The 21,411-nt window shown below is 65.4% G+C and carries 20 protein-coding genes; 3 read left to right on the forward strand and 17 right to left on the reverse strand.

Annotated features, from left to right (window positions below; genetic code table 11):
- Positions 1–54: 54 nt before the first annotated feature.
- From BLW05_RS15095 to serA, 17 genes are all read right to left on the reverse strand, one after another.
- Complete coding sequence (locus BLW05_RS15095) at positions 55–879, reverse strand: DUF429 domain-containing protein (protein WP_093164078.1); 825 nt, start codon at positions 877–879, stop codon at positions 55–57.
- Between the two features lie 49 nt (positions 880–928).
- On the reverse strand, positions 929–1,351 hold the full coding sequence (locus BLW05_RS15100; RefSeq protein ID WP_093163720.1) for a BLUF domain-containing protein: 423 nt from the start codon (positions 1,349–1,351) through the stop codon (positions 929–931).
- 5 nt (positions 1,352–1,356) lie between these two features.
- A complete protein-coding gene (gene folE / locus BLW05_RS15105) occupies positions 1,357–2,088 on the reverse strand; it encodes a GTP cyclohydrolase I (RefSeq protein ID WP_093163721.1) in 732 nt (243 codons plus the stop codon).
- Between the two features lie 70 nt (positions 2,089–2,158).
- A complete protein-coding gene (locus tag BLW05_RS15110) occupies positions 2,159–2,917 on the reverse strand; it encodes an endonuclease/exonuclease/phosphatase family protein (RefSeq protein WP_093163723.1) in 759 nt (252 codons plus the stop codon).
- Positions 2,914–3,381: a dihydroneopterin triphosphate diphosphatase gene (gene nudB, locus BLW05_RS15115; protein ID WP_093163724.1), complete on the reverse strand. Its 468-nt coding sequence runs from the start codon at positions 3,379–3,381 to the stop codon at positions 2,914–2,916. Before nudB ends, BLW05_RS15110 begins: the two co-directional genes overlap by 4 nt.
- Positions 3,382–3,401: 20 nt before the next feature.
- The gene (aspS, locus tag BLW05_RS15120; RefSeq protein WP_093163726.1) at positions 3,402–5,207 is read right to left on the reverse strand and encodes an aspartate--tRNA ligase; all 1,806 of its coding nucleotides are present in this window, start codon (positions 5,205–5,207) and stop codon (positions 3,402–3,404) included.
- 28 nt (positions 5,208–5,235) lie between these two features.
- A complete protein-coding gene (locus BLW05_RS15125) occupies positions 5,236–5,856 on the reverse strand; it encodes a DUF502 domain-containing protein (RefSeq protein ID WP_093163727.1) in 621 nt (206 codons plus the stop codon).
- 14 nt (positions 5,857–5,870) lie between these two features.
- The gene (locus BLW05_RS15130; RefSeq protein WP_093163729.1) at positions 5,871–6,203 is read right to left on the reverse strand and encodes an FmdB family zinc ribbon protein; all 333 of its coding nucleotides are present in this window, start codon (positions 6,201–6,203) and stop codon (positions 5,871–5,873) included.
- Between the two features lie 85 nt (positions 6,204–6,288).
- Positions 6,289–7,737 carry a high affinity choline transporter 1 gene (locus BLW05_RS15135; RefSeq protein ID WP_093163730.1) on the reverse strand — a complete coding sequence of 483 codons (1,449 nt, stop codon included), beginning with the start codon at positions 7,735–7,737 and terminating at the stop codon, positions 6,289–6,291.
- Positions 7,738–7,754: 17 nt separating this feature from the next.
- Positions 7,755–9,320, reverse strand: a complete 1,566-nt coding sequence (gene ubiB, locus BLW05_RS15140; protein ID WP_093163732.1) for a ubiquinone biosynthesis regulatory protein kinase UbiB — start codon at positions 9,318–9,320, stop codon at positions 7,755–7,757.
- Positions 9,317–9,871, reverse strand: a complete 555-nt coding sequence (locus BLW05_RS15145; RefSeq protein ID WP_093163733.1) for a ubiquinone biosynthesis accessory factor UbiJ — start codon at positions 9,869–9,871, stop codon at positions 9,317–9,319. The genes ubiB and BLW05_RS15145 overlap by 4 nt, the downstream gene beginning before the upstream one ends.
- A gap of 36 nt (positions 9,872–9,907) precedes the next feature.
- Positions 9,908–10,948, reverse strand: a complete 1,041-nt coding sequence (locus BLW05_RS15150; protein WP_093163734.1) for a Tim44 domain-containing protein — start codon at positions 10,946–10,948, stop codon at positions 9,908–9,910.
- Positions 10,949–10,980: 32 nt separating this feature from the next.
- Positions 10,981–11,712, reverse strand: coding sequence for a bifunctional demethylmenaquinone methyltransferase/2-methoxy-6-polyprenyl-1,4-benzoquinol methylase UbiE (gene ubiE / locus BLW05_RS15155; RefSeq protein ID WP_093163736.1), 732 nt, complete (start codon positions 11,710–11,712; stop codon positions 10,981–10,983).
- Positions 11,713–11,851: 139 nt separating this feature from the next.
- The gene (locus tag BLW05_RS15160; RefSeq protein WP_093163737.1) at positions 11,852–12,265 is read right to left on the reverse strand and encodes a gamma-butyrobetaine hydroxylase family protein; all 414 of its coding nucleotides are present in this window, start codon (positions 12,263–12,265) and stop codon (positions 11,852–11,854) included.
- Positions 12,265–12,705 (reverse strand): HIT family protein, encoded by a 441-nt coding sequence (locus BLW05_RS15165; protein ID WP_093163739.1) that lies wholly within the window; start codon positions 12,703–12,705, stop codon positions 12,265–12,267. Before BLW05_RS15165 ends, BLW05_RS15160 begins: the two co-directional genes overlap by 1 nt.
- Before the next feature lie 2 nt (positions 12,706–12,707).
- Positions 12,708–16,598, reverse strand: a complete 3,891-nt coding sequence (locus BLW05_RS15170; RefSeq protein ID WP_093163740.1) for a DUF3683 domain-containing protein — start codon at positions 16,596–16,598, stop codon at positions 12,708–12,710.
- A 213-nt stretch (positions 16,599–16,811) separates the two neighbouring features.
- On the reverse strand, positions 16,812–18,041 hold the full coding sequence (gene serA / locus BLW05_RS15175) for a phosphoglycerate dehydrogenase (protein WP_093163742.1): 1,230 nt from the start codon (positions 18,039–18,041) through the stop codon (positions 16,812–16,814).
- Positions 18,042–18,267: 226 nt separating this feature from the next.
- On the opposite strand from serA, the gene ugpB reads away from it, so the two are divergent.
- From ugpB to ugpE, 3 genes are all read left to right on the forward strand, one after another.
- Complete coding sequence (ugpB, locus tag BLW05_RS15180; protein WP_093163743.1) at positions 18,268–19,578, forward strand: sn-glycerol-3-phosphate ABC transporter substrate-binding protein UgpB; 1,311 nt, start codon at positions 18,268–18,270, stop codon at positions 19,576–19,578.
- 67 nt (positions 19,579–19,645) lie between these two features.
- Positions 19,646–20,527, forward strand: a complete 882-nt coding sequence (gene ugpA / locus BLW05_RS15185; RefSeq protein WP_093163745.1) for a sn-glycerol-3-phosphate ABC transporter permease UgpA — start codon at positions 19,646–19,648, stop codon at positions 20,525–20,527.
- Position 20,528: 1 nt separating this feature from the next.
- Positions 20,529–21,380, forward strand: coding sequence for a sn-glycerol-3-phosphate ABC transporter permease UgpE (ugpE, locus tag BLW05_RS15190; protein ID WP_093163747.1), 852 nt, complete (start codon positions 20,529–20,531; stop codon positions 21,378–21,380).
- Positions 21,381–21,411 lie beyond the last annotated feature (31 nt).

The following is a 21,411-nucleotide window of genomic DNA, read 5'->3' on the forward strand; positions in this document are numbered from 1 at the left end:
CAGAAGTCCGGCCGAGCGCCGGGATGAGCGCGAACCGGTGTAGGACGCCGGCCCTCAGGCCGTGACGATCCAGCCTTCGAGTGGATCGACGGTGGATGGCAGCCCGTAGCCCGGCCCTTCACTCGTTCGGCGAGCCGCGCCCCAGGCGGCTTGGACGAGGCACATCACCGCATCGATGTGGTCACCCTTGGCATCGGCCAGGAGCCGTTCCCGCAAATCGCCGTGCGCCACCAGCCGAAGTTCCAACCGCGCAGATCCCCGCTCCAGGGCTGCGAGAAGGTCATTGCGAGCGAGCCGGCGTTCCGCCGTCTGCGCTGCGGCCTGGTCACTCTTGTAGCTGCGGCGGCCGACCAGTTCGCGCGCCAGCAGACCCGGATAGCCTTCCAGCGCGATCCGGTGACCGCCTTCGACCCCCACATGCAGACCGGGCAGCGAGGCGCCCGCGGCCATCAGGCGCGGCACCCCGGCATGAAGCATGAACGCCACCGGCGGGTTGACCCACTTCATCGACGGGCTGGAACCCGCGGGACGATCCGTCGCGCGATGCGCGAACTTGCTGCCCACCAAACGTGCGGCGCAGAAGGCGGCAAAGGTGTCGCGAATCGTCGATCGATCGAGGGCGGCGTAGTGCTCGATGAGCAACTTCCACTCGGAAGGCCAGCCCAGATCGACGACCAGTTCGCGTGGCAGGCCGAACGGAAAATCGAACGCCCCGACCCACTGCGGCGTCTCGGCCAGCCAGCGGCTCCATGCATCCAGCGACGTGAAGCACTCGAAGCCATGGAGCGCGACCCGCCCGTCGCTCGATGCGCCCAGGGCGACCACGATCGGCTTGCGCGAAGTGGGTGCGCTCGAAAAATCGCAGCCGATCAGGAGCATGCAGCGCCCTGGATCCGCCGCGGCCCGCGCGGCGGTGTGCACCCGGGATTCAGTGCCGCCCGACGATGGCGGCGGTGGCCATCAGTTCTTCGAGCAGCGCCAGCGAGACCTTGCCCGAGACGGAGTACGGATCGAGCTCCGGCCGCTCGGAATACTTGAGCAGCGTCGACGCATTGAGCTTCGACAGGTTGACCTGCCCCATGGTCCAGCCGCCGAAACGGCGCTCCGAGATCTCTTCGTAATGCAGGAGCACCACGTCCTTGTGGCGGGGGTCCCTCTGAATGTGGCCGTAGAGCTCGCTGATCGCCGTTCGCCCGCCTTCGATCGCTTGCAGGAACACGCCGCCGCCATAGCAGAGGATGCCGGTGATGCCGCACGCCGTGTTGTGCGAGCGCGATTGGGCCAGGATCGCGTCAATGGCTTCCTGGCTGGTGTCCACGGCGCGGCTGGCGTAGAGAAGACGTACGAGCATGATGTTCAGCGCTGGCGCGGAAGGAGGGAAAGGAATTCGCGGCGCAGGTTCGGGTCCTTCAGGAACACGCCGCGCATCACGGAGTTGATCATCTTGCTGTCCATCTCCTTGACGCCGCGCCACTGCATGCAGAAGTGCTCCGCCTCCACGACCAGCGCGAGTCCGTCCGGCTGTGTCTTTTCCTGGATCAGATCCGCGAGCTGGACGACGGCCTCTTCCTGGATCTGCGGACGGCCCATGACCCATTCGGCAAGGCGCGCGTACTTCGAGAGGCCGATCACGTTCGTCTTTTCGTTGGGCATGACGCCGATCCACAGCTTGCCGATGATCGGGCAGAAATGGTGCGAGCAGGCGCTGCGCACCGTGATCGGCCCGACGATCATCAGCTCGTTGAGATGCTCCGCATTGGGGAACTCGGTGAGCGAAGGCTGTGCCACGTAGCGACCCTTGAACACCTCGTTGAGGTACATCTTCGCGACGCGCCGGGCGGTGTTGTCGGTGTTGTGGTCGTTCTCGATGTCGATCACGAGGCTTTGCAGCACGTGCTTCATCTTGCCCTCGACCTCGTCGAGCAGATGCTCGAGTTCGCCCGGCTCGATGAATTCGGCGATGTTGTCGTTGGCGTTGAAGCGTCGTCGTGCGGCCAGCAGGCGCTCGCGAATCTTCACGGACACGGGTGTGCCCTCGTCTTCATCCCCTTCCACGGGGCGCCGTGCGGCGTCGATGGTCCTTAGCATTCAAGCATCCTAACAGCGAATGGCCGCCGGCCGATTAGCCCTACAGCGCCCTACCCGCTTATGGTTGTTGCTACTGTTTCGATAGCAAAAAATCGGTCACCAGCGGGAGATGGTCGGACATCCGCGCCCAGATCGGACCGCGAGGCACCGAGCAGGCGACCGGTGTGAGACGCCGCCCGTAGATGAAATCGAGCTGGGTCACAGGCAGCCGCGACGGGTAGGTCAGGATGCGTGGACCGCGCAGGTCGCTCGAATCCCGCATGCCCATGGCGTTCATCGCGTAGCGCATGCGCGCGCCCCAGTCGTTGAAGTCGCCTGCCACTACCAGTGCCTCGTCCGGCGGGATCTCGCGGTCGACGAACTCCCTCAGCTGGGCCACCTGCCGGATCCGGCTGCCCTTGATCAGCCCCAGATGCACCACGATGGCGTGCACCGGCCGCCCCTCGATGTCGATCACGACATGCAGCAGTCCGCGCTGCTCGAAGCGATGGTCCGAGATGTCCTGGTGCGTCTTGCGCAACACCGGCCAGCGGGTCAGCAGCGCGTTGCCGTGCTCGCCGTGCCTGGTGATCGCATTGGTTTCGTAGACCGCGGTATAGCCTTCGGGCGCCAGGAAGTCGGCCTGCGGCAGCTCAGGCCAATGCCTGAACCGCATCGCCGCCTGGCGATTCATCTTGCGAACTTCCTGCAGGCACACGATGTCCGCATCGAGTTGCTCGATGGCGTGGCCGAGATTGTGGATTTCGAGGCGCCGCGCCGGCCCGATGCCTTGCACACCCTTGTGGATGTTGTAGGTGGCCACGCGGAGGGTGTTCGCCTGCGGATTCATCGCGCAAATTGTGGCAGGAGCAGGATCGCCTCGGCGTTCGATGGCGAAAAACAGGCATCGGCCGCCTCTCGGTAGGGCAGCCAGCGCCAGTCCGTGTGCTCGCGCGGGTCGAGCCGCGGCGTCACGCGGTCGGGGACGCACAGGCCGAAGAGGTGCTCCGTGTTGTGCGTCACGCCCGGCGCGTAGCGGGCGCGCCAGCGCGGGTAGATCTCGTAGATGTTCTCGAGGCCCCAGTCGACCAGCCGTGCAGCGAGCTCGGAGCCTTCGCCGCAGTCGATGCCCGTTTCTTCAGCCACCTCGCGGGCGGCGGTGAGCACCAGCGGCTCGTCTTCGGAGTTCCTGCTGCCGGTGACCGACTGCCAGAAGTCCTCGGCGTCGGCACGACGGATCAGGAGCACGTCGAGCGCCGGCGTGTGGATCACGACCAGCACCGACTCCGGAATTTTCCAGGGGCGCTCGCTCATGCTTGCAGCCCCTGCCCCGATCAGTTGGCGGGTTGTGGGTTGCGCAGCTTGATGTGCAGCTCGCGCAGCTGCTTCTCGTCGACCGGGCTCGGCGCCTGCGTGAGCAGATCCTGAGCGCGCTGGGTCTTCGGGAAGGCGATCACGTCGCGGATCGATTCGGCGCCACTCAGGAGCATCACGAGGCGGTCCAGGCCGATGGCGATGCCGCCGTGCGGCGGGGCGCCGTACTGCAGCGCGTCCAGCAGGAAGCCGAACTTGTTCTGCGCATCCTCCGCGCTGATCTTGAGCGCGCGGAAGACCTTGCTCTGCACTTCCTCGCGGTGGATACGGACCGAGCCGCCGCCCATCTCGATGCCGTTGAGCACCATGTCGTAGGCCTTGGCGATGCACTTCTCGGGTGCCGAATCCATGAGGTCCTCGTGGCCGTCCTTGGGCGCGGTGAACGGATGGTGCACCGCCGACCAGCGCTGACCTTCCTCGTCGAACTCGAACATCGGGAAGTCGACGACCCACAGCGGCGCCCAGCGGTCGTCGAACAGACCAGCCTTCTTGCCGAAGGCGCTGTGGCCGATCTTGACCCGCAGCGCGCCGATCGCGTCGTTGACGACCTTGGCCTTGTCGGCGCCGAAGAACAGGATGTCGCCGTTGCGCGCACCGGTGCGCGCAATGATTTCGGCCAACGAGCCGTCGTCGAGGTTCTTGACGATCGGGCTCTGCAGGCCTTCGCGGCCGTTCCCGGCGTCGTTGACCTTGATGTAGGCGAGACCCTTGGCGCCGTAGATCTTGACGAACTCGGTGTAGGCGTCGATGTCACCGCGCGAGAGACCGCCCTCGGCGCCACCGCCCGGTACACGCAGTGCCACGACGCGGCCGCCGGTCATGCTGGCAGCCTGCGCGAACACCTTGAATTCGACATTGCGCATCACGTCGGTCAGCTCGGTGAATTCGAGCTTGACCCGCAGGTCGGGCTTGTCGGAGCCGTACTTGAACATGGCGTCGCCATAGCTCATGACGGGGAACGGCGGCAACTCGACCTCGGCCGCCGCACGGAACACCTTGCGGATCATGCCTTCGAACATCTCGCGGATCTCTTCCTCGGCCATGAACGAGGTCTCGATGTCGATCTGCGTGAATTCGGGCTGGCGGTCCGCGCGGAGGTCTTCGTCGCGGAAGCACTTGACGATCTGGTAGTAGCGGTCGAATCCGGACACCATCAACAGCTGCTTGAAGAGCTGCGGCGACTGTGGCAGTGCGAAGAAGCTGCCGTCATGCACGCGGCTGGGCACGAGGTAGTCGCGCGCGCCTTCGGGCGTGGACTTGCCGAGCATCGGCGTCTCGATGTCGATGAAGCCGTTGGCGTCGAGGAACTTGCGCGTCTCCATCGTCACCTTGTAGCGCAGCATCAGGTTGCGCTGCATCGCGGGGCGGCGCAGGTCCAGCACGCGGTGCGTGAGGCGGGTGGTTTCGGAGAGGTTGTCGTCGTCGAGCAGGAACGGCGGCGTCACGGAAGGGTTCAGCACCTTCATGTCGTGGCACAGGATTTCGATCTTGCCGCTCTTGAGGTTGTCGTTGGTCGTGCCCTCGGGGCGCGCGCGAACGAGGCCGGTGATCTGCAGGCAGTACTCGTTGCGCAGGCCCTCGGCGGTGGCGAAGGTGGCGGCCCGATCCGGGTCGCACACCACCTGCACATAGCCCTCGCGGTCGCGCAGGTCGATGAAGATCACGCCCCCATGGTCGCGGCGGCGATTCACCCAGCCGCAAATGGTGACGGTTTGCCCCAGGTGGGCTTCGGTCACGAGACCGCAATAGTTTGTACGCATGGCCATAGATGGATTCCGGCGCCCTTGGGCGCGTTTATTTGATCGCGATCGTTGCAGGGCCGCCAGGAACGACCACCCCCATCGAGACGATGTACTTGAGCGCGTCGTCCACGCTCATCCTGAGTTCGATGCAGTCGCTGCGCTTGAGCATCACGAAATAGCCGCCCGTCGGATTGGGCGTCGTCGGCACATAGACGCCGAGATACTCGCCGCCCCCCAGGTGCTCGACGACCTCCTGGCCGGGGGTGCCGGTCACGAAGGCGATCGTCCAGACACCCTCGCGCGGCCACTGGACCAGCACGGCGGTGCGGAATGCGTTGCCGTTCTCGGAGAACAGCGTGTCGGAAACCTGCTTGACGCTGGAATAGATCGACCGCACCACGGGGATGCGGCGAACCACCGCGTCACCCCAGCCCAGCAGGCGCTTGCCGACGAAATTGCTCGCGACCGCGCCGACGCTCAGCAGGATGGTCAGTGTCAGCAGCACGCCGAGTCCGCGCACCTTGTGCTCGCTGAGGTACCTCTGCCACTCCTCCGGCAACAGCCACAGCGTCTGGTCGAGCGTGCCGATGATCCAGTTCAGCACGGCCAACGTGATGGCCAGCGGAACGATGACCAGCAAGCCGGACAGCAGCCATTTGCGCAGGGCGAGCATGGCGGGGTGCAGCCTCAGTCCGCGCTGGACGTGGGTGCCGCGGCGGGCGCAGCAGCCGGCGCCGGTGCGCTTGCGGGAGCCTCGGCCGGCTTGGCGGAAGCGTTGTCGGAGGGAGAGCTGACGGCGGTCTTGTCGCCGCCGGACTTGCTGCCGCCGGACTTGCCGCCGTCGCGGAAATCGGTGACGTACCAGCCGGAGCCCTTGAGCTGGAACCCGGCAGCGGTCACTTGCTTGCTGAACGCATCAGCGCCGCAAGTCGGGCACTCCGTCAGGGGAGCATCGGACATTTTCTGCAGCACATCCTTGGCAAAGCCACAGGCGCTGCACTTGTATGCGTAGATAGGCATGGGTGGGGGACGAAAGAGGCGGCCGGCGGCCGCTCGCAAAGCCCTCGATTATAGGGGCGCCACCCCCGCCTGGGCGCAGTGCGGATCAGGCGGGGTCGGCCGCCAGAGGCCGGTGCGGCGTGCGCGTATTGGCCACCCATTGCGGCGCCAGCGACCCCGCAACCATGCCCGTGAACGAGGCCAGCAGCCCCGCCAGTTGCGCCGGGAACATCTCGCTCCACGACGTCGCGAGGAACAGCAGCCACACGCCGATGCCCAGCACGACCGCGGCAACGGCGCCCTGCGTGGACGCACGCTGCCAGTAGAGCCCGCACACGAGCGGCACGAACGCCCCCACGAGCGGCACCTGATAGGCGCCGGACACCAGTTCGTAGATCGGCGTCCCCTGCATGCGGATCGCATAGGCGAGCACGCAGACACTGAACACCAGCACCGTGAGACGCATCGTCATGAGGTTCGAGCGGTCGCTGCCGGCCGGCCGGAACTGGCGCCAGATGTTCTCGGTGAAGGTCACGCTGGGCGCCAGGAGGGTCGCCGAAGCGGTCGACTTGATCGCCGAGAGCAGCGCGCCGAAGAAGAACACCTGCATGACGAAGGGCATCTTCTCGAGCACCAGCGTGGGCAGGACCTTCTGCGGATCTTCCTTCAGCAGCGTAGCGGTCTCGGTCGGCATGATCAGCAGGGCGCTCGCCACCAGGAACATGGGCACGAACGCGAACAGGATGTAGGCCACGCCGCCGATCACCGGCCCGAGCGTTGCCGCCCGGGTGCTGTTGGCCGACATGACGCGCTGGAACACGTCCTGCTGGGGAATCGAGCCCAGCATCATCGTGATCGCGGCCGCGAAGAAGAAGATCATGTCCTTGAGCGTCGGCTCGGGCCAGAACTTGAAGAGGTCCTTGCTGAGCGCGAAATCGACCACCTTGTCTGCGCCACCAGCCATGTTGCCCGCGAACGTCGCGATCACGGCCAGCCCCAGCACCAAGATGATCATCTGGATGAAGTCGGTCACGGCAACCGACCACATGCCACCGAAGAGGGTGTAGGCCAGGATCGACACCACGCCGATCACCATGCCCATCGACACCCCGATGGCACCGCCCGACAGCACGTTGAACACCAGCCCCAGCGCGGTGACCTGCGCGGACACCCAGCCCAGGTAGCTCAGCATGATGATCAGCGAGCAGGCGATCTCGATGAACCGGCCGTAGCGCTCGCGGTAGTAGTCGCTGATGGTGAGCAGCGTCATGCGGTACAGCTTGCCAGCGAAGAAGAGGCCGACCAGGATCAGGCAGGTGCCCGCGCCGAAGGGATCCTCGACCACCGCGTTCAGTCCACCCTCGATGAACTTGGCCGGAATGCCGAGCACCGTCTCCGACCCGAACCACGTCGCGAAGGTGGTGGTCACGATCATGTAGAGCGGCAGGTGGCGCCCCGCGATCGCGAAGTCCGTCGTGTTCTTCACGCGCTTGGCCGCGTACAGGCCGATGGCGATGGTGACGAGCAGGTAGGCGATGACCAGGGTCAACAGCACGGCAAGTTCTCCAAAAATCAGAAAAGACGCACGCGCACCAGCACCTGCATCGCGAGCAATCCCAATACAAAACCTATGCCACCGTAGATGATCGCCTGCAGGAGGCGGTTGGTCCGCTTCTGGGCGGCCAGCAGTTCCAGCAGTTCGCGCCGGTGGTCGGCGGGGCGATTCTCCAGGAAATCGTGCATCAGGCGCGGCAGCTGGGGCAGCAATTTTGCGTAGCGCGGTGCCTCGGCCTTCAGCTGCTCCAACAGCTTGCGCGGGCCGATCTGCTCGCTCATCCACTTTTCGAGGAACGGCTTGGCGGTGTTCCAGAGGTCCAGTTCGGGGTCGAGCTGCCGGCCCAGCCCCTCGATGTTGAGCAGCGTCTTCTGCAGCAGCACGAGCTGCGGCTGGATCTCGACATGGAAGCGGCGCGAGGTCTGGAAGAGCCGCATCAGCACCATGCCGAGGGAGATTTCCTTGAGCGGCCGGTCGAAGTACGGCTCGCAGACGGTGCGGATCGCGGCTTCGAGCTCGTCGATGCGGGTGCCGACCGGCACCCAGCCGCTTTCCAGGTGCAGTTCTGCCACGCGCTTGTAGTCGCGGCGGAAGAAGGCGACGAAGTTCTGCGCGAGGTATTCCTTGTCGGACTCGGTCAGCGTGCCGATGATCCCGAAGTCCAGCGACACATAGCGCCCGAAGGTCTCGGGCTCCAGGCTCACCTGGATGTTGCCCGGGTGCATGTCGGCGTGGAAGAAGCCGTCGCGGAAGACCTGCGTGAAGAAGATCGTGACGCCGTCTCGTGCGAGCTTCGGAATGTCGACGCCGGCCGCGCGCAATCGGTCGAGCTGCGCGATGGGCACGCCCTTCATGCGCTCCATCACGATCACTTCCGGGTGGCAGAAGTCCCAGAACATCTCCGGGATCAGCACCAGGTTGAGCTTGTCCATGTTGCGGCGAAGCTGGGCCGCATTGGCCGCCTCGCGCACCAGATCGAGCTCGTCGTGCAGGTACTTGTCGAATTCGCCGACCACCTCGCGCGGCTTCAGCCGCTTGCCGTCGGCCGAGAGGTTCTCGACCCACCCGGCCATCGCCGCCATGAGCGCGAGGTCCTTTTCGATCACGTCGCGCATGCCCGGGCGAAGCACTTTGACCGCGACTTCGCGCAAGGTGCCGTCGGGCAGGCGCAGGGTCGCGAAATGCACTTGCGCGATCGAGGCGCTGGCCACGGGCGTCTCGTCGAACTGCTCGAAGATCTCGCCCACCGGACGCCTGAAGGCGCGCTCGATGGTCGCGATGGCCACCTTCGACGGAAACGGCGGAACCCGGTCCTGCAGCCATGCGAGTTCGTCGGCAATGTCGGGCGGAAGCAGGTCGCGCCGGGTGGAGAGCACCTGCCCGAACTTGACGAAGATCGGCCCGAGCCGCTCCAGGGCCTCCCTCAGGCGCTGGCCGCGCGGGGCATCGAGATTGCGCCCGACGGAGACGATCCGGGCGACCACGCGAAGCCAGGGCTTCTGGAAGCTCGTGAGGACGAGTTCGTCGAGGCCGTAGCGAAGCGCGACCCAGACGATGAATACGCCGCGATAGATGCGCCTCATTCGGCGCCCGCGGAGCCGCCGGCCTTGCCGGAACGCTCACCGACGAAGCGGCGCAGCGCGTCCACCACCCGGCGTGCACCGGTCGCGATCGTGTGCGCCGGCACGTCGCCGATGACGCGGGCGAGATCGTCCTCGACGTCCCACCGCACATGATCGACGAGCCAGTTGACTTCCGCCGCCAATTGAACGTCGCCTTCGATGCGGACGGCCGGCTTCTCACCGCTGAACGCGGCCCGGGCAAGTCCGAAAGGCGATTCCTCGGTGACGCTCAAGGTGAGTTCCGGCTCGGCGCCTTCCGGCGCGAGATCGAGCAGGCCCGCGGGCGTCGCGACGAACTTCATCGTCACGAAGCGCCACTGGAACAGCGCCACCCTGCCCTGCTGGCGCATCAGCCGCTGCTGGGCCTCGGGCTCCTGTTGGAGCACGTGGTTCAGGAAGAGCACCGTCCGGTGCTGGATTTCGCGAATCGCCCAATCCGGCGGCTGCATGCGGCTACCGACGCGATTGAAGAGATCGTCAAGAAAAGAAAAAGGGGACGATGGTGTAACCATGTCCCCATTATCGGGCTCGCAGCCCACGGAAAAAGGCTACTGCAGCGCTTGAACGCCTGCCACCAGCCAGCCGCCACCATTGGTGGGCTTGGTCATGTTCCAGACTTCGCGGAACGGGCTCGGGCCGGCGGAGATGTCCTCGCGAATCATTCCGGAGAACTCGACGCTCGCCAGATAGGCGTCCGGGAGCTCCTCGATGCCCAGCAGCTTCGCGTCGAGCATCACGACCTCGGTCTTGTTCGGCTGGCCCCCAGTGTGGCTCTCGCGCTCGGCCAGCTGCTGGCGGATCTCGCCGACCATCTCGTCGGTCATCATCGAACGCAGCGTGCCGATGTCGGCGCGGTCCCAGGCGTCCTGCAGCGTGACGAAGTTGCGCTTCGCGGCAGCCAGAAATCCGTCAGCGTCGAAGCCCGAAGGGATGCCCCAGGACTGCGATCCGACCAGAGCCGCGCCGATCATGCTGCCGCCGGCAGCCGCCGCGCCCGCCATGGACGAACCGACCGGGTGATCGGGCTGCTTCGCAGGCGAAGGATCGAAAGCCAGTTGATTGCGCTCCCATGGCCGGGCCGAGGCATCGTTGCCGACGTTCTTGGGGCTGTATTGCGCGGGCGCCGTGGCGTCCGCCGGGCTACCCGCGCCCTGGAATGCGAAGCCGCCGGTGCGGGGTGTCGCCGCACCTCGCGAACGCGAGGCAAAGATACGCCACACGGCCACCGCAGCGAGCACCAGCACGATGATCAGCAGAACGTTGCCGAACGCAGCGCCGAGGCCCAGGGAGTGGGCAAGCCACGCGAGACCCAACCCCGCGGCCAGGCCACCCAGCATTCCGGCCCACGGCCGCTTCGGCGCGGCGGGCGCGGTCTGCGGCGCCGCCGGTGCCGGGTTGGTCGCGGTGTTGGTCGCGCTCTGGGCGGGTGCACCGGGCTGTGCCGGTGCCGCCGGCGGCGTCGCCTGGCGCTGGGTCACGTTGCTCGACTGCTTGCCGAACGACTTGCCGCCACCCATGCGTGCGGCGTCGGCATCGATGCTCACAACGGCCAGCGCACACACCAGCATGACGGACCACAAATTCTTCATGACGTCTCCTCTACGGCAAACAAAACTCAGTTTCAACACTTGATTCCAACATGCAGGGCTACGACGCCGCCAGTCATGTTGTGATAGTCCACATGCCCGAAACCGCCCTCCTTCATGAGGGTCTTGAGTTCGTCCTGGTCGGGGTGCATGCGGATCGACTCGGCGAGGTAGCGATAGCTGGCATCGTCGCCCGCGACGACCTTGCCCAGGCGCGGCAACACGCTGAACGAATACCAGTCATAGGCCTTCTGCAGCGGCTTGGCGACCTTCGAGAACTCGAGCACGAGGAGCTTGCCGCGCGGCTTCAGCACGCGGTTCATCTCTTTCAGCGCGGCGTCCTTGTGGGTCATGTTGCGCAGGCCGAACGCGACCGTGACGACGTCGAAGTGGTTGTCGGGGAAAGGTAGCTTCTCGGCATCGCAGACCGCGGTGGGCAGCACGACGCCGGCATCCAGCAGACGGTCGCGGCCGGTGCGCAGCATGGCCTCGTTGATGTCGGTGTGGACCACCTGTCCGGTGGTGCCGACCTTCTTGGCAAAGGCCAGGGCGAGGTCGCCGGTGCCGCCTGCGATGTCGAGCACCTTCGAGCCTTCGCCCACGTTGGCCACCATGATGGTGTAGGCCTTCCATGCCCTGTGAAGGCCCATGGACATGAGGTCGTTCATGAGGTCGTAGCGCGAGGCAACAGAGTCGAACACGCCGCGCACGCGGCGTGCCTTGTCGCTCTCGTCGACCGATTCGAATCCGAAATGGGTGGTACTCATTCAATAGCCTTCGTGCTGCGCACTGCGGCGCGAGCTTGCTTGGGGCGGCCCGGCGCGGCGCTCATGCTCCCGATGTTAGGCCGGAAGCGTTCACTTCGCGCCGACGACCCCGTGGGGACACCGGGCATTTCTCACTCTCTCAGTGACTGCCGCAGGCGTGTCCGCCCTTCTCCGGCATCGGCGCATCGCGATCGACACCGGCCGCGGCAAGGCGCTTCTCGTACTCGGCCCACAGCGCGTCCTGCCGGGCGCCGAGGTCGTACAGCAGGTCCCACGAATAGATGCCGCTGTCGTGGCCGTCGCTGAAGGAGGGCTGAACTGCATAGTTGCCGACGGGCTGAAGGTCCAACAGGTCGACGTCGCGTTTGCCGGTCTGGAGGATTTCCTGTCCCGGACCGTGGCCCTGCACTTCCGCCGAAGGCGAATAGATGCGCATCAGCTCGAAGGGAATCCTGAAGACCGCGCCGTCGGAGAAGCCGATCTCCAGCACGCGCGAGCGGCTGTGCACGGTGATCGATTGGGGCGTCGGCGCGCCGGCTTGCAAACCTGCCATCAGAAACTCCTGCTCGAGAGACGCTGGACCATGTCGCGCTCCACTGCGGGCAGCGCTGCCTCGACGGCGGCTTCGCGCGCGGCATCGCGTTCGCGCTGTGCGGGCGCCCACACCGGCGCCGGAAAGCGTGTGTCCCAATCGAAGCGCGCGATCACATGCCAGTGAAGATGCGGAACCATGTTCCCGAGCGCCGCGAGATTGATCTTGGCCGGCGCCAGCGCGTCGCGCAGGCTCTGTTCGACGACCGCGACGGCGTCCATGCACAGGCTGCGATCCGCGGAAGAGAGTTCGGACCATTCCGCGACATGCTCCTTCCACACCACGCGATAGAAGGCGGGAAAGCCCGCTTCCACTGCATGGATCACGCGGAACTTCGTCGCGTCATGAACCAGCCGACCGCCGGTTTCATCGCACAGGGGACAGCCTTGGACGCGAGTCATGATCACACCAGCACGCGCTCGATGCCGCCCTGGTTCGCGGCGGCCACGTAGTCGGGCATCCAGTTGTCGCCGAGGATGCGGTTCGCCATCTCGACCACGATGTAGTCGGCTTCGAGCAGGCCGTTGTTCAGGTCGTTGCCGTAGCGGCTCAGGCCCTGCAGGCAGCTCGGGCAGCTGGTCAGGATCTTGATGTTGCCTTCAGGCGCGACCTTGCCGGACGCACGCAACGCCGACTCGCCCTTCTGCAGCTCTTCTTCCTTGCGGAAGCGGATCTGCGTCGAGATGTCCGGCCGCGTCACGCCGAGCGTGCCCGACTCGCCGCAGCAGCGGTCGCTCTTGAGCACGTTGTCGCCGACCAGCGCCTTCACCGTCTTCATCGGCTCCTGAAGCTTCATCGGCGTGTGGCAGGGGTCGTGATAGAGGTAGCCTGCGCCGCCCGCATCGCCCAGGGTGATGCCCTTTTCGAGCAGGTACTCGTGGATGTCGACGATGCGGCATCCCGGGAAGATCTTGTCGAACTGGTAGCCCTGGAGTTGGTCGTAGCAGGTGCCGCAGCTCACCACCACCGTCTTGATGTCGAGGTAGTTGAGCGTGTTCGCGACGCGGTGGAAGAGCACCCGGTTGTCGGTGATCATCTTCTCGGCCTTGTCGTACTGTCCGCTGCCGCGCTGCGGATAGCCGCAGCACAGATAACCCGGGGGCAGCACCGTCTGCACGCCGGCATGCCACAGCATCGCCTGCGTCGCGAGGCCGACCTGCGAGAACAGGCGCTCCGAGCCGCAGCCCGGGAAGTAGAACACCGCCTCCGTATCGGGCGTGGTCGCCTTCGGGTCGCGGATGATCGGCACGTAGTCGGCGTCCTCGATGTCGAGCAGCGCGCGAGCGGTCTTCTTGGGCAATCCACCAGGCATCTTCTTGTTGATGAAGTGGATCACCTGCTCCTTGATCGGCGCCGGGCCGAGCGTGGCCGGCGGCGCCGCGGTCTGCTTCTTCGCGAGGCCGCGCAGCACGTCGTTGGCGAGGCGCTGCGCCTTGAAGCCGATGTCGACCATGCCGGTGCGCATCGCCTTGATGGTCTGCGGATTCGTGGCGTTGAGGAAGAACATCGCCGCCGCGTTGCCGGGCCGGAAGGACTTCTGCCTCATCTTGCGCAGCAGGTTGCGCATGTTCATCGACACGTCGCCGAAGTCGATCTTCACCGGGCAGGGCGTCAGGCACTTGTGGCAGACCGTGCAGTGGTCGGCCACGTCCTCGAACTCTTCCCAGTGCTTGATGCTCACGCCGCGCCGCGTCTGCTCTTCATAGAGGAACGCCTCGACCAGGAGCGATGTCGCCAGGATCTTGTTGCGCGGCGAATAGAGCAGGTTGGCGCGTGGCACGTGCGTCGCGCACACCGGCTTGCACTTGCCGCAGCGCAGGCAGTCCTTCACGCTGTCGGCGATCGCGCCGATGTCGCTCTGCTGCATGATGATCGACTCGTGCCCCATCAGGCCGAAGCTCGGCGTGTAGGCATTGGTCAGGTCGGCGTGCAGCGCACGTCCGCCTTGCGCGAAGCCTGCGTTGTCGCGCAGCAGCTTGCCCTTGTTGAAGCGGCCTTCCGGGTCCACGCGTCGCTTGTAGTCCGCAAAGGGCTGCAGTTCGTCTTCACTCAGGAATTCGAGCTTGGTGATGCCGATGCCGTGCTCGCCGGAGATCACGCCGTCGAGGCTGCGCGCCAGCACCATGATGCGGGCGACGGCCTCATGCGCGGTCTGCAGCATCTCGTAGTTGTCGCTGTTGACCGGGATGTTCGTGTGCACGTTGCCGTCGCCGGCGTGCATGTGCAGCGCGACCCACACGCGGCCCTTCAGCACGCGCTTATGGATGGCATTGCACTCGGCCAGGATCGGTGCGAATTCCGCCCCCGTGAAGATCGACCTCAGCGGCTCGCGAATCTGCGTCTTCCAGCTCGCACGCAACGAGTGGTCCTGCAACTGCGGGAACAGCGAGTCGACGTTGTCGAGCCAGCCCTGCCACAGCGCACGCACCTCGGCCACCAGCGCGATGGCCTGCGCCACGCGGTCCTCCAGGAGCTCGGCCGTGGGGATGTCGTTCGCGTCGTCGCTCTTGCCCAGCGGCAGGTTGCCTCGCGCCAAGAACGCTTCAAGCTCATCGGCGAGCGCGATCTTGTTGCGCAGCGACAGCTCGATGTTGATGCGCTCGATGCCGTCGGTGTACTCGGCCATGCGCGGCAGCGGGATCACCACGTCTTCGTTGATCTTGAAGGCGTTGGTGTGGCGGCTGATCGCCGCGGTGCGCTTGCGGTCGAGCCAGAACTTCTTGCGCGCCTCCGGGCTGATGGCGATGAAGCCCTCGCCGCTGCGCGAGTTGGCGATGCGCACCACTTCGGAGGTCACTCGCGCCACCGCGTCGGCGTCGTCGCCGGCGATGTCGCCGAAGAGCACCATCTTCGGCAGGCCGCCACCATGGCGCTTGGACTTCGTCGCATAGCCGACGGCCTTGAGATAGCGGTCGTCCAGGTGCTCCAGCCCTGCCAGCAGCACGCCAGAGCGCTTCTGCTCGGCGAACATGAAGTCCTTGATCTCGACGATGCTCGGCACCGCATCCTTCGCGTTGCCGAAGAATTCGAGGCAGACGGTGCGGGTGTGCGCCGGCATGCGATGCACCACCCAGCGCGCGCTGGTGATCAGGCCGTCGCAGCCTTCCTTCTGGATGCCCGGCAGGCCCGAGAGGAACTTGTCCGTCACGTCCTTGCCGAGGCCTTCCTTGCGGAAGGTCTTGCCAGGGATCTCCAGCCGCTCGGCGCGCAATGCGGTCTTGCCGTCGGCTGCGAAGTACTGCAGCTCGAAGATCGCGCTTTCGGCGTCGTGGATCTTGCCGAGGTTGTGACCGACGCGCGTGACTTCGAGCCATTCGGCCTGTGGCGTCACCATGCGCCAGGAGGCGAGGTTGTCGAGCGCCGTGCCCCAGAGCACGGCCTTCTTGCCGCCGGCGTTCATGGCCACATTGCCGCCCACGCACGAGGCTTCGGCGGACGTGGGGTCGACGGCAAACACGAAGCCCGCGCGCTCGGCCGCGTCGGCCACGCGCTGCGTGACGACACCGGCCTCGGTCCAGATCGTCGGCACCGGCGCCTCCAGACCCGGCAGCGAGATCAGCTCGACCTCGGTCATGGCCTCGAGCTTCTCGGTGTTGATGACCGCGCTGTTCCACGCGAGCGGAATGGCGCCGCCCGTGTAGCCGGTGCCGCCTCCACGCGGAATGATCGTCAGGCCGAGCTCGATGCAGCCCTTGACCAGGCCGGCCATCTCGGCCTCGGTATCGGGCGTCAGCACGACGAACGGATATTCGACCCGCCAGTCGGTCGCATCGGTCACGTGCGAAACGCGCGAAAGCGCGTCGAACTTGATGTTGTCCTTGGCGGTCAGCCGGCGCAGCGTGCGCGTCGCCTTGCGCCGCAGGGCCGCGACATCGCGGAACATGGTGTCGAACGCGGCGATGGCCCCGGCGACGAGATCGACCAGCTCGCCGACCAGCGCATCGCGCTGCGCGTCGCTGTCGGGCGTGCGGCGCTTCTGCACTTCCGAAAGGCGGTGGTCGAGCGCATCCACCAGCTGGCCGCGCCGGCGCGGGTTGTCCAGCAGGTCGTCGACCAGGTAGGGATTGCGCTGCACGACCCAGATGTCGCCCAGCACTTCGTAAAGCATACGGGCCGAACGGCCGGTACGGCGCTCGGATCGAAGGGTCTGCAGCAGCTCCCAGCCTCGTTCGCCGAGCAGGCGGATCACGATCTCGCGATCGGAGAAGCTGGTGTAGTTGTAGGGGATCTCACGCAATCGCGCGGGCTCTGCGGCCTGCGACAACAACGCCGTCAACGCGGTCGGAGCATTCATCGGGGAGTTGGCCTTGGTAGGGCACTGCGCGCCCACGAACCAGGGGCGCGAATTTTAAAGCCAGTCGCCACGCCACGCCTCGCTGGGGCCTTGCTGCCCGTTACCGGCGCGCCGGAGACCAGGAACCCCGTGGAACCGGCTCCGCCGGGCCGCCGCGGTTGCCCCCTGGAAGGGGGTGTCAGAGCCACGCGAAGTGGGCAAGGCTGGGGGTGATCAAAACAAGACTCGGCTCCGGATCGTCCCCGGCACCTTGGCGAGCTTCTCGAGCGCGAGGTCCGACGAGGCCGCATCGATGTCGGTCACCACGTAGCCGACCTTCTCGTTGGTCTGCAGGTACTGCGACGCGATGTTGATGTTGTTGTCCGAGAAGATCCGGTTGATCTCCGACAGCACCCCCGGCACGTTGCGATGGATGTGCAGCAACCGGTGCTTGCCCGGGTGCGCCGGCAGCGCCACTTCCGGGAAGTTGACCGACGAGGTCGAGGTGCCGTTGTCGCTGTACTTGACCAGCTTCTCGGCCACTTCGAGGCCGATGTTGGCCTGCGCCTCCATCGTGGAGCCGCCGATGTGCGGCGTGAGGATCACGTTGTCCAGCCCACGCAGCGGCGACTGGAACTCATCCTTGTTGGTCCGCGGCTCGACCGGGAAGACGTCGATCGCGGCACCCAGCAGCTTCTTCTCCCTCAGCGCCGCGGCCAGCGGTTCGATCTCGACCACGGTGCCGCGCGAGGCGTTGATCAGGATCGCCCCGGGCTTCATCGCGGCGATTTCGGCGGCGCCGATCATCCACTGCGTCGCCTGCGTCTCGGGAACGTGCAGGCTCACGATGTCGCTCTGGACGAGCAGTTCATTCAGATCCCGCACCTGCCGCGCATTGCCCAGCGGCAGCTTGGTCACGACGTCGAAGAAGGCGACCTGCATGCCCAGCGCCTCCGCCAGCACCGAAAGCTGCGCGCCGATCGAGCCGTAGCCCACGATGCCCAGCGTCTTGCCGCGAATCTCGAAGGCGTTGTCCGCCGACTTGAGCCAGCCGCCGCGGTGCGCCACCGCGCTCTTCTCGGGCACGCCGCGCAGAAGCAGGATGGCTTCGGCCAGGACCAGTTCGGCCACGGAGCGGGTATTCGAAAACGGCGCGTTGAAGACGACGACGCCATGCTCGCGCGCCGCATCGAGGTCGATCTGGTTCGTGCCGATACAGAAGGCGCCGACCGCCACCAGCTTCTGGGCGGCCGCGAACACTTCGGCCGTCAACTGCGTGCGCGATCGGATGCCGAGGAAGTGCACATCGGCGATGCGGGCCTTGAGTTCGGTGTCCGGCAAGGCGCCCGACACGGATTCGACGTTGGTGTAGCCAGCCGCCTTCAGAACCTCGACCGCCGAAGGATGGATGCCTTCGAGCAGGAGGAACTTGATCTTGCTTTTTTCGAGGGAAGTCTTGCTCATGCGTGTCGGGGAAGGCCCGCCCGGAACCCAAGAGCCAAAAAGGCAGAGCCGAAAAAGGGAGGGCGATCCTAGCATGGTGCGCTGCAGCATGCAGACGGGAGGGCTGTTGCACCAAAAAGGGTTTCCCCGGTTGGTGCACACTCCGGGACCTGTCAAAAATTGTGACGCCGTCGTGTCATAAGCACGACCTAGCATCCGCGCTTTCATTTCCCCCAGAGGAGTCTTCATGCGATTCAAAACGCTCGCCTTGGCCTCGGCGCTCGCCGCAACGCTTTCCACATCCGCGTTGGCGCAGACCGAGATCCAATGGTGGCATTCCATGACCGCCGTCAACAACGAGTGGGTCAACGATCTGGCCAGGCAGTTCAACGAGAGCCAGAAGGAATACAAGGTCGTCCCCACCTACAAGGGCCAGTACGACGAATCGATGACCGCCGCCATCGCGGCGTTCCGCGCCGGCAACGCGCCGCACATCCTGCAGGTGTTCGAAGTGGGCACCGCGACGATGATGGCGAGCAAGGGGGCCATCGTCCCCGTGGCCCAGGTCATGAAGGACGCCGGGCAGAAGTTCGACCCGAGCGTGTACATCCCCGCCGTGGCCGCTTACTACACCGCGCCGAATGGGCAGATGCTGAGCTTCCCGTTCAACAGCTCGACCACCGTCTTCTACTACAACAAGGATGCGTTCAAGGCGGCCGGCCTGGACCCCAACAAGGCGCCGTCGACCTGGCCCGAGGTGGTCGCGGCGGCGGCCAAGCTGAAGGCGAGCGGCCACAAGTGCCCGTTCACGACGGCGTGGCAGAACTGGACCCAGCTCGAGAGCTTCTCGGCCTGGCACAACGTCGAGTTCGCGACGAAGAACAACGGTCTGTCGGGCACGGATGCCCGCCTGAAGGTGAACTCGCCGCTGCACCTGCGCCATATCGAGAACCTCGCGAGCATGTCCAAGCAGGGACTCTTCATCTACAAGGGCCGCGGCAACGTGCCCGAAGCGAGCTTCGTGTCGGGCGAGTGCGCCATGATCAACACCTCGTCGGGCTTCTACGGCAACGTGGCGAAGAACGCCAAGTTCGCCTACGGCCTGGCACCCCTGCCCTACTACCCCGACGTGCCGGGCGCGCCGCAGAACACCGTGATCGGCGGCGCCAGCCTCTGGGTCATGTCGGGCAAGAAGCCGGCGGAATACAAGGGCGTTGCCGAGTTCTTCAAGTTCATCTCGACGCCTGAAGTGCAATCCGCGAGCCACAAGCGCACGGGCTACCTGCCCATCACGACCGCGGCCTACCAGCTCACCGACCAATCGGGCTTCTACAAGCAGAACCCCGGCACGGACGTCGCGGTGACGCAGATGATCCGCAAGGTGACCGACAAGAGCCGCGGCATCCGCCTGGGCAACTACGTCCAGATCCGCGCGATCGAGGACGAGGAACTCGAACAGGTCTGGAGCGGCAAGAAGACCGCCAAGGAGGCACTGGACGCCATCGTGACGCGTGGCAACGAGCAGCTCGAGCGCTTCCAGAAAGCCAACAAGAGCTGAACCGGACGGTAGACTCGCAGCCCCGCCGGAGCGCAAGAATCCGGCGGGGTTTCTTTTTGAGGGATTCATGGAAAAACGCGTTGTCTTCCGCTCGGGCTGGCTGCCTTGGGCGCTGCTCGCGCCACAGCTGATCGTCATCGGCGTGTTCTTTTTCTGGCCGGCCAGCCAGGCGCTCACCCAGTCGATGCAGATGCAGGACGCGTTCGGCACCTCGACCGAATGGGTGGGCTTGCAGAACTTCCGGGAGTTGTTCAACGACCCGGGGTACATCGAGTCCTTCGAGACGACGGCGCTGTTCTCGATCCTGGTGGCGGGCATCGGCATCGCGCTGTCGCTGCTGCTGGCGGTCTTCGTCGATCGCATCGTGCGCGGCGCGATGATCTACAAGACCCTGCTGATCCTGCCCTATGCCGTCGCGCCCGCCGTGGCCGCGGTGTTGTGGGTCTTCATGTTCTCGCCGTCGCTGGGCGTCGTCGCGTACGGGCTGGGCAAGCTCGGCTTCGACTGGAACCACCTGCTCAACGGGACTCACGCCATGACGCTGATCGTGATGGCCGCCGTCTGGAAGCAGATCTCCTACAACTTCCTGTTCTTCCTCGCGGGACTGCAATCGATCCCGAAGTCGCTGATCGAAGCGGCCGCCATCGACGGAGCGCGGCCGTGGCGGCGCTTCTGGACGGTGCAGTTCCCGCTGCTGTCGCCGACCACCTTCTTCCTGCTGGTGATCAACGTCGTCTATGCCTTCTTCGACACCTTCGCGATTGTCGATACGGCGACCCAGGGCGGTCCAGGCACGGCGACCCGCATCCTCGTCTACAAGGTCTATCACGACGGTTTCAAAGCCATGGACCTGGGCAGTTCGGCTGCGCAATCGGTGGTGCTGATGGCCATCGTCGTCGTGCTCACGGTGCTGCAGTTCCGCTACGTCGAGAAGAAAGTGAACTACTGACATGGTTGAGCGCAAACCTACTCTCGGCATCCTCGCGCACGTGGTCGCGATCTTCGGCGTGCTCATCGTCGCCTTTCCGATCTACCTGGCCTTCGTCGCGTCGACCCACACGGCGCAGGAAATCGTCCAGAGGCCCATGCCGCTCCTGCCGGGCAGCCACATGTGGGAAAGCTACAAGTCCGCGCTTTTCGGCCGCAGCGTCGGTGCCGGTTCGGTGGCACCGGTCGCCCGCATGATGTGGGTGAGCCTCGTGACCGCGCTGGTCATCACCTTCGGCAAGATCGCGATCTCGCTGCTCTCGGCCTTCGCGGTGGTGTACTTTCGCTTCCCGCTCAAGGGCCTGTGCTTCTGGGCGATCTTCATCACGCTGATGCTGCCGGTCGAGGTGCGCATCGGCCCGACGTACCAGGTGGTGTCCGACCTGGGCATGCTCAACAGCTACGCGGGCCTGACGATTCCGCTGATCGCTTCGGCGACGGCGACCTTCCTGTTCCGGCAGTTCTTCCTCACGGTGCCCGACGAATTGATCGAAGCCGCCCGCATGGACGGCGCCGGCCCGATGCGCTTCTTCTGGGATGTGCTGGTTCCGCTGTCGAAGACCTCCATCGCCGCGCTCTTCGTGATCCAGTTCATCTACGGCTGGAACCAGTACCTCTGGCCGCTGCTCGCGACGACCACCGAGGACATGTACCCGATCGTGATCGGCATCAAGCGGATGATCGCCGGCGGCGACGGGCAGAACGAATGGAACATCGTGATGGCGACCGCGCTGCTCGCCATGCTGCCACCCGCGTTGGTGGTCGTTCTCATGCAAAAGTGGTTCGTCAAGGGATTGGTCGACACCGAAAAATGAGTTCACCCCCAGGCTTGCTCGCTTCGCGTAG

This window comes from Variovorax sp. YR216 (assembly GCF_900107745.1).
Taxonomy (GTDB): domain Bacteria; phylum Pseudomonadota; class Gammaproteobacteria; order Burkholderiales; family Burkholderiaceae_C; genus Variovorax.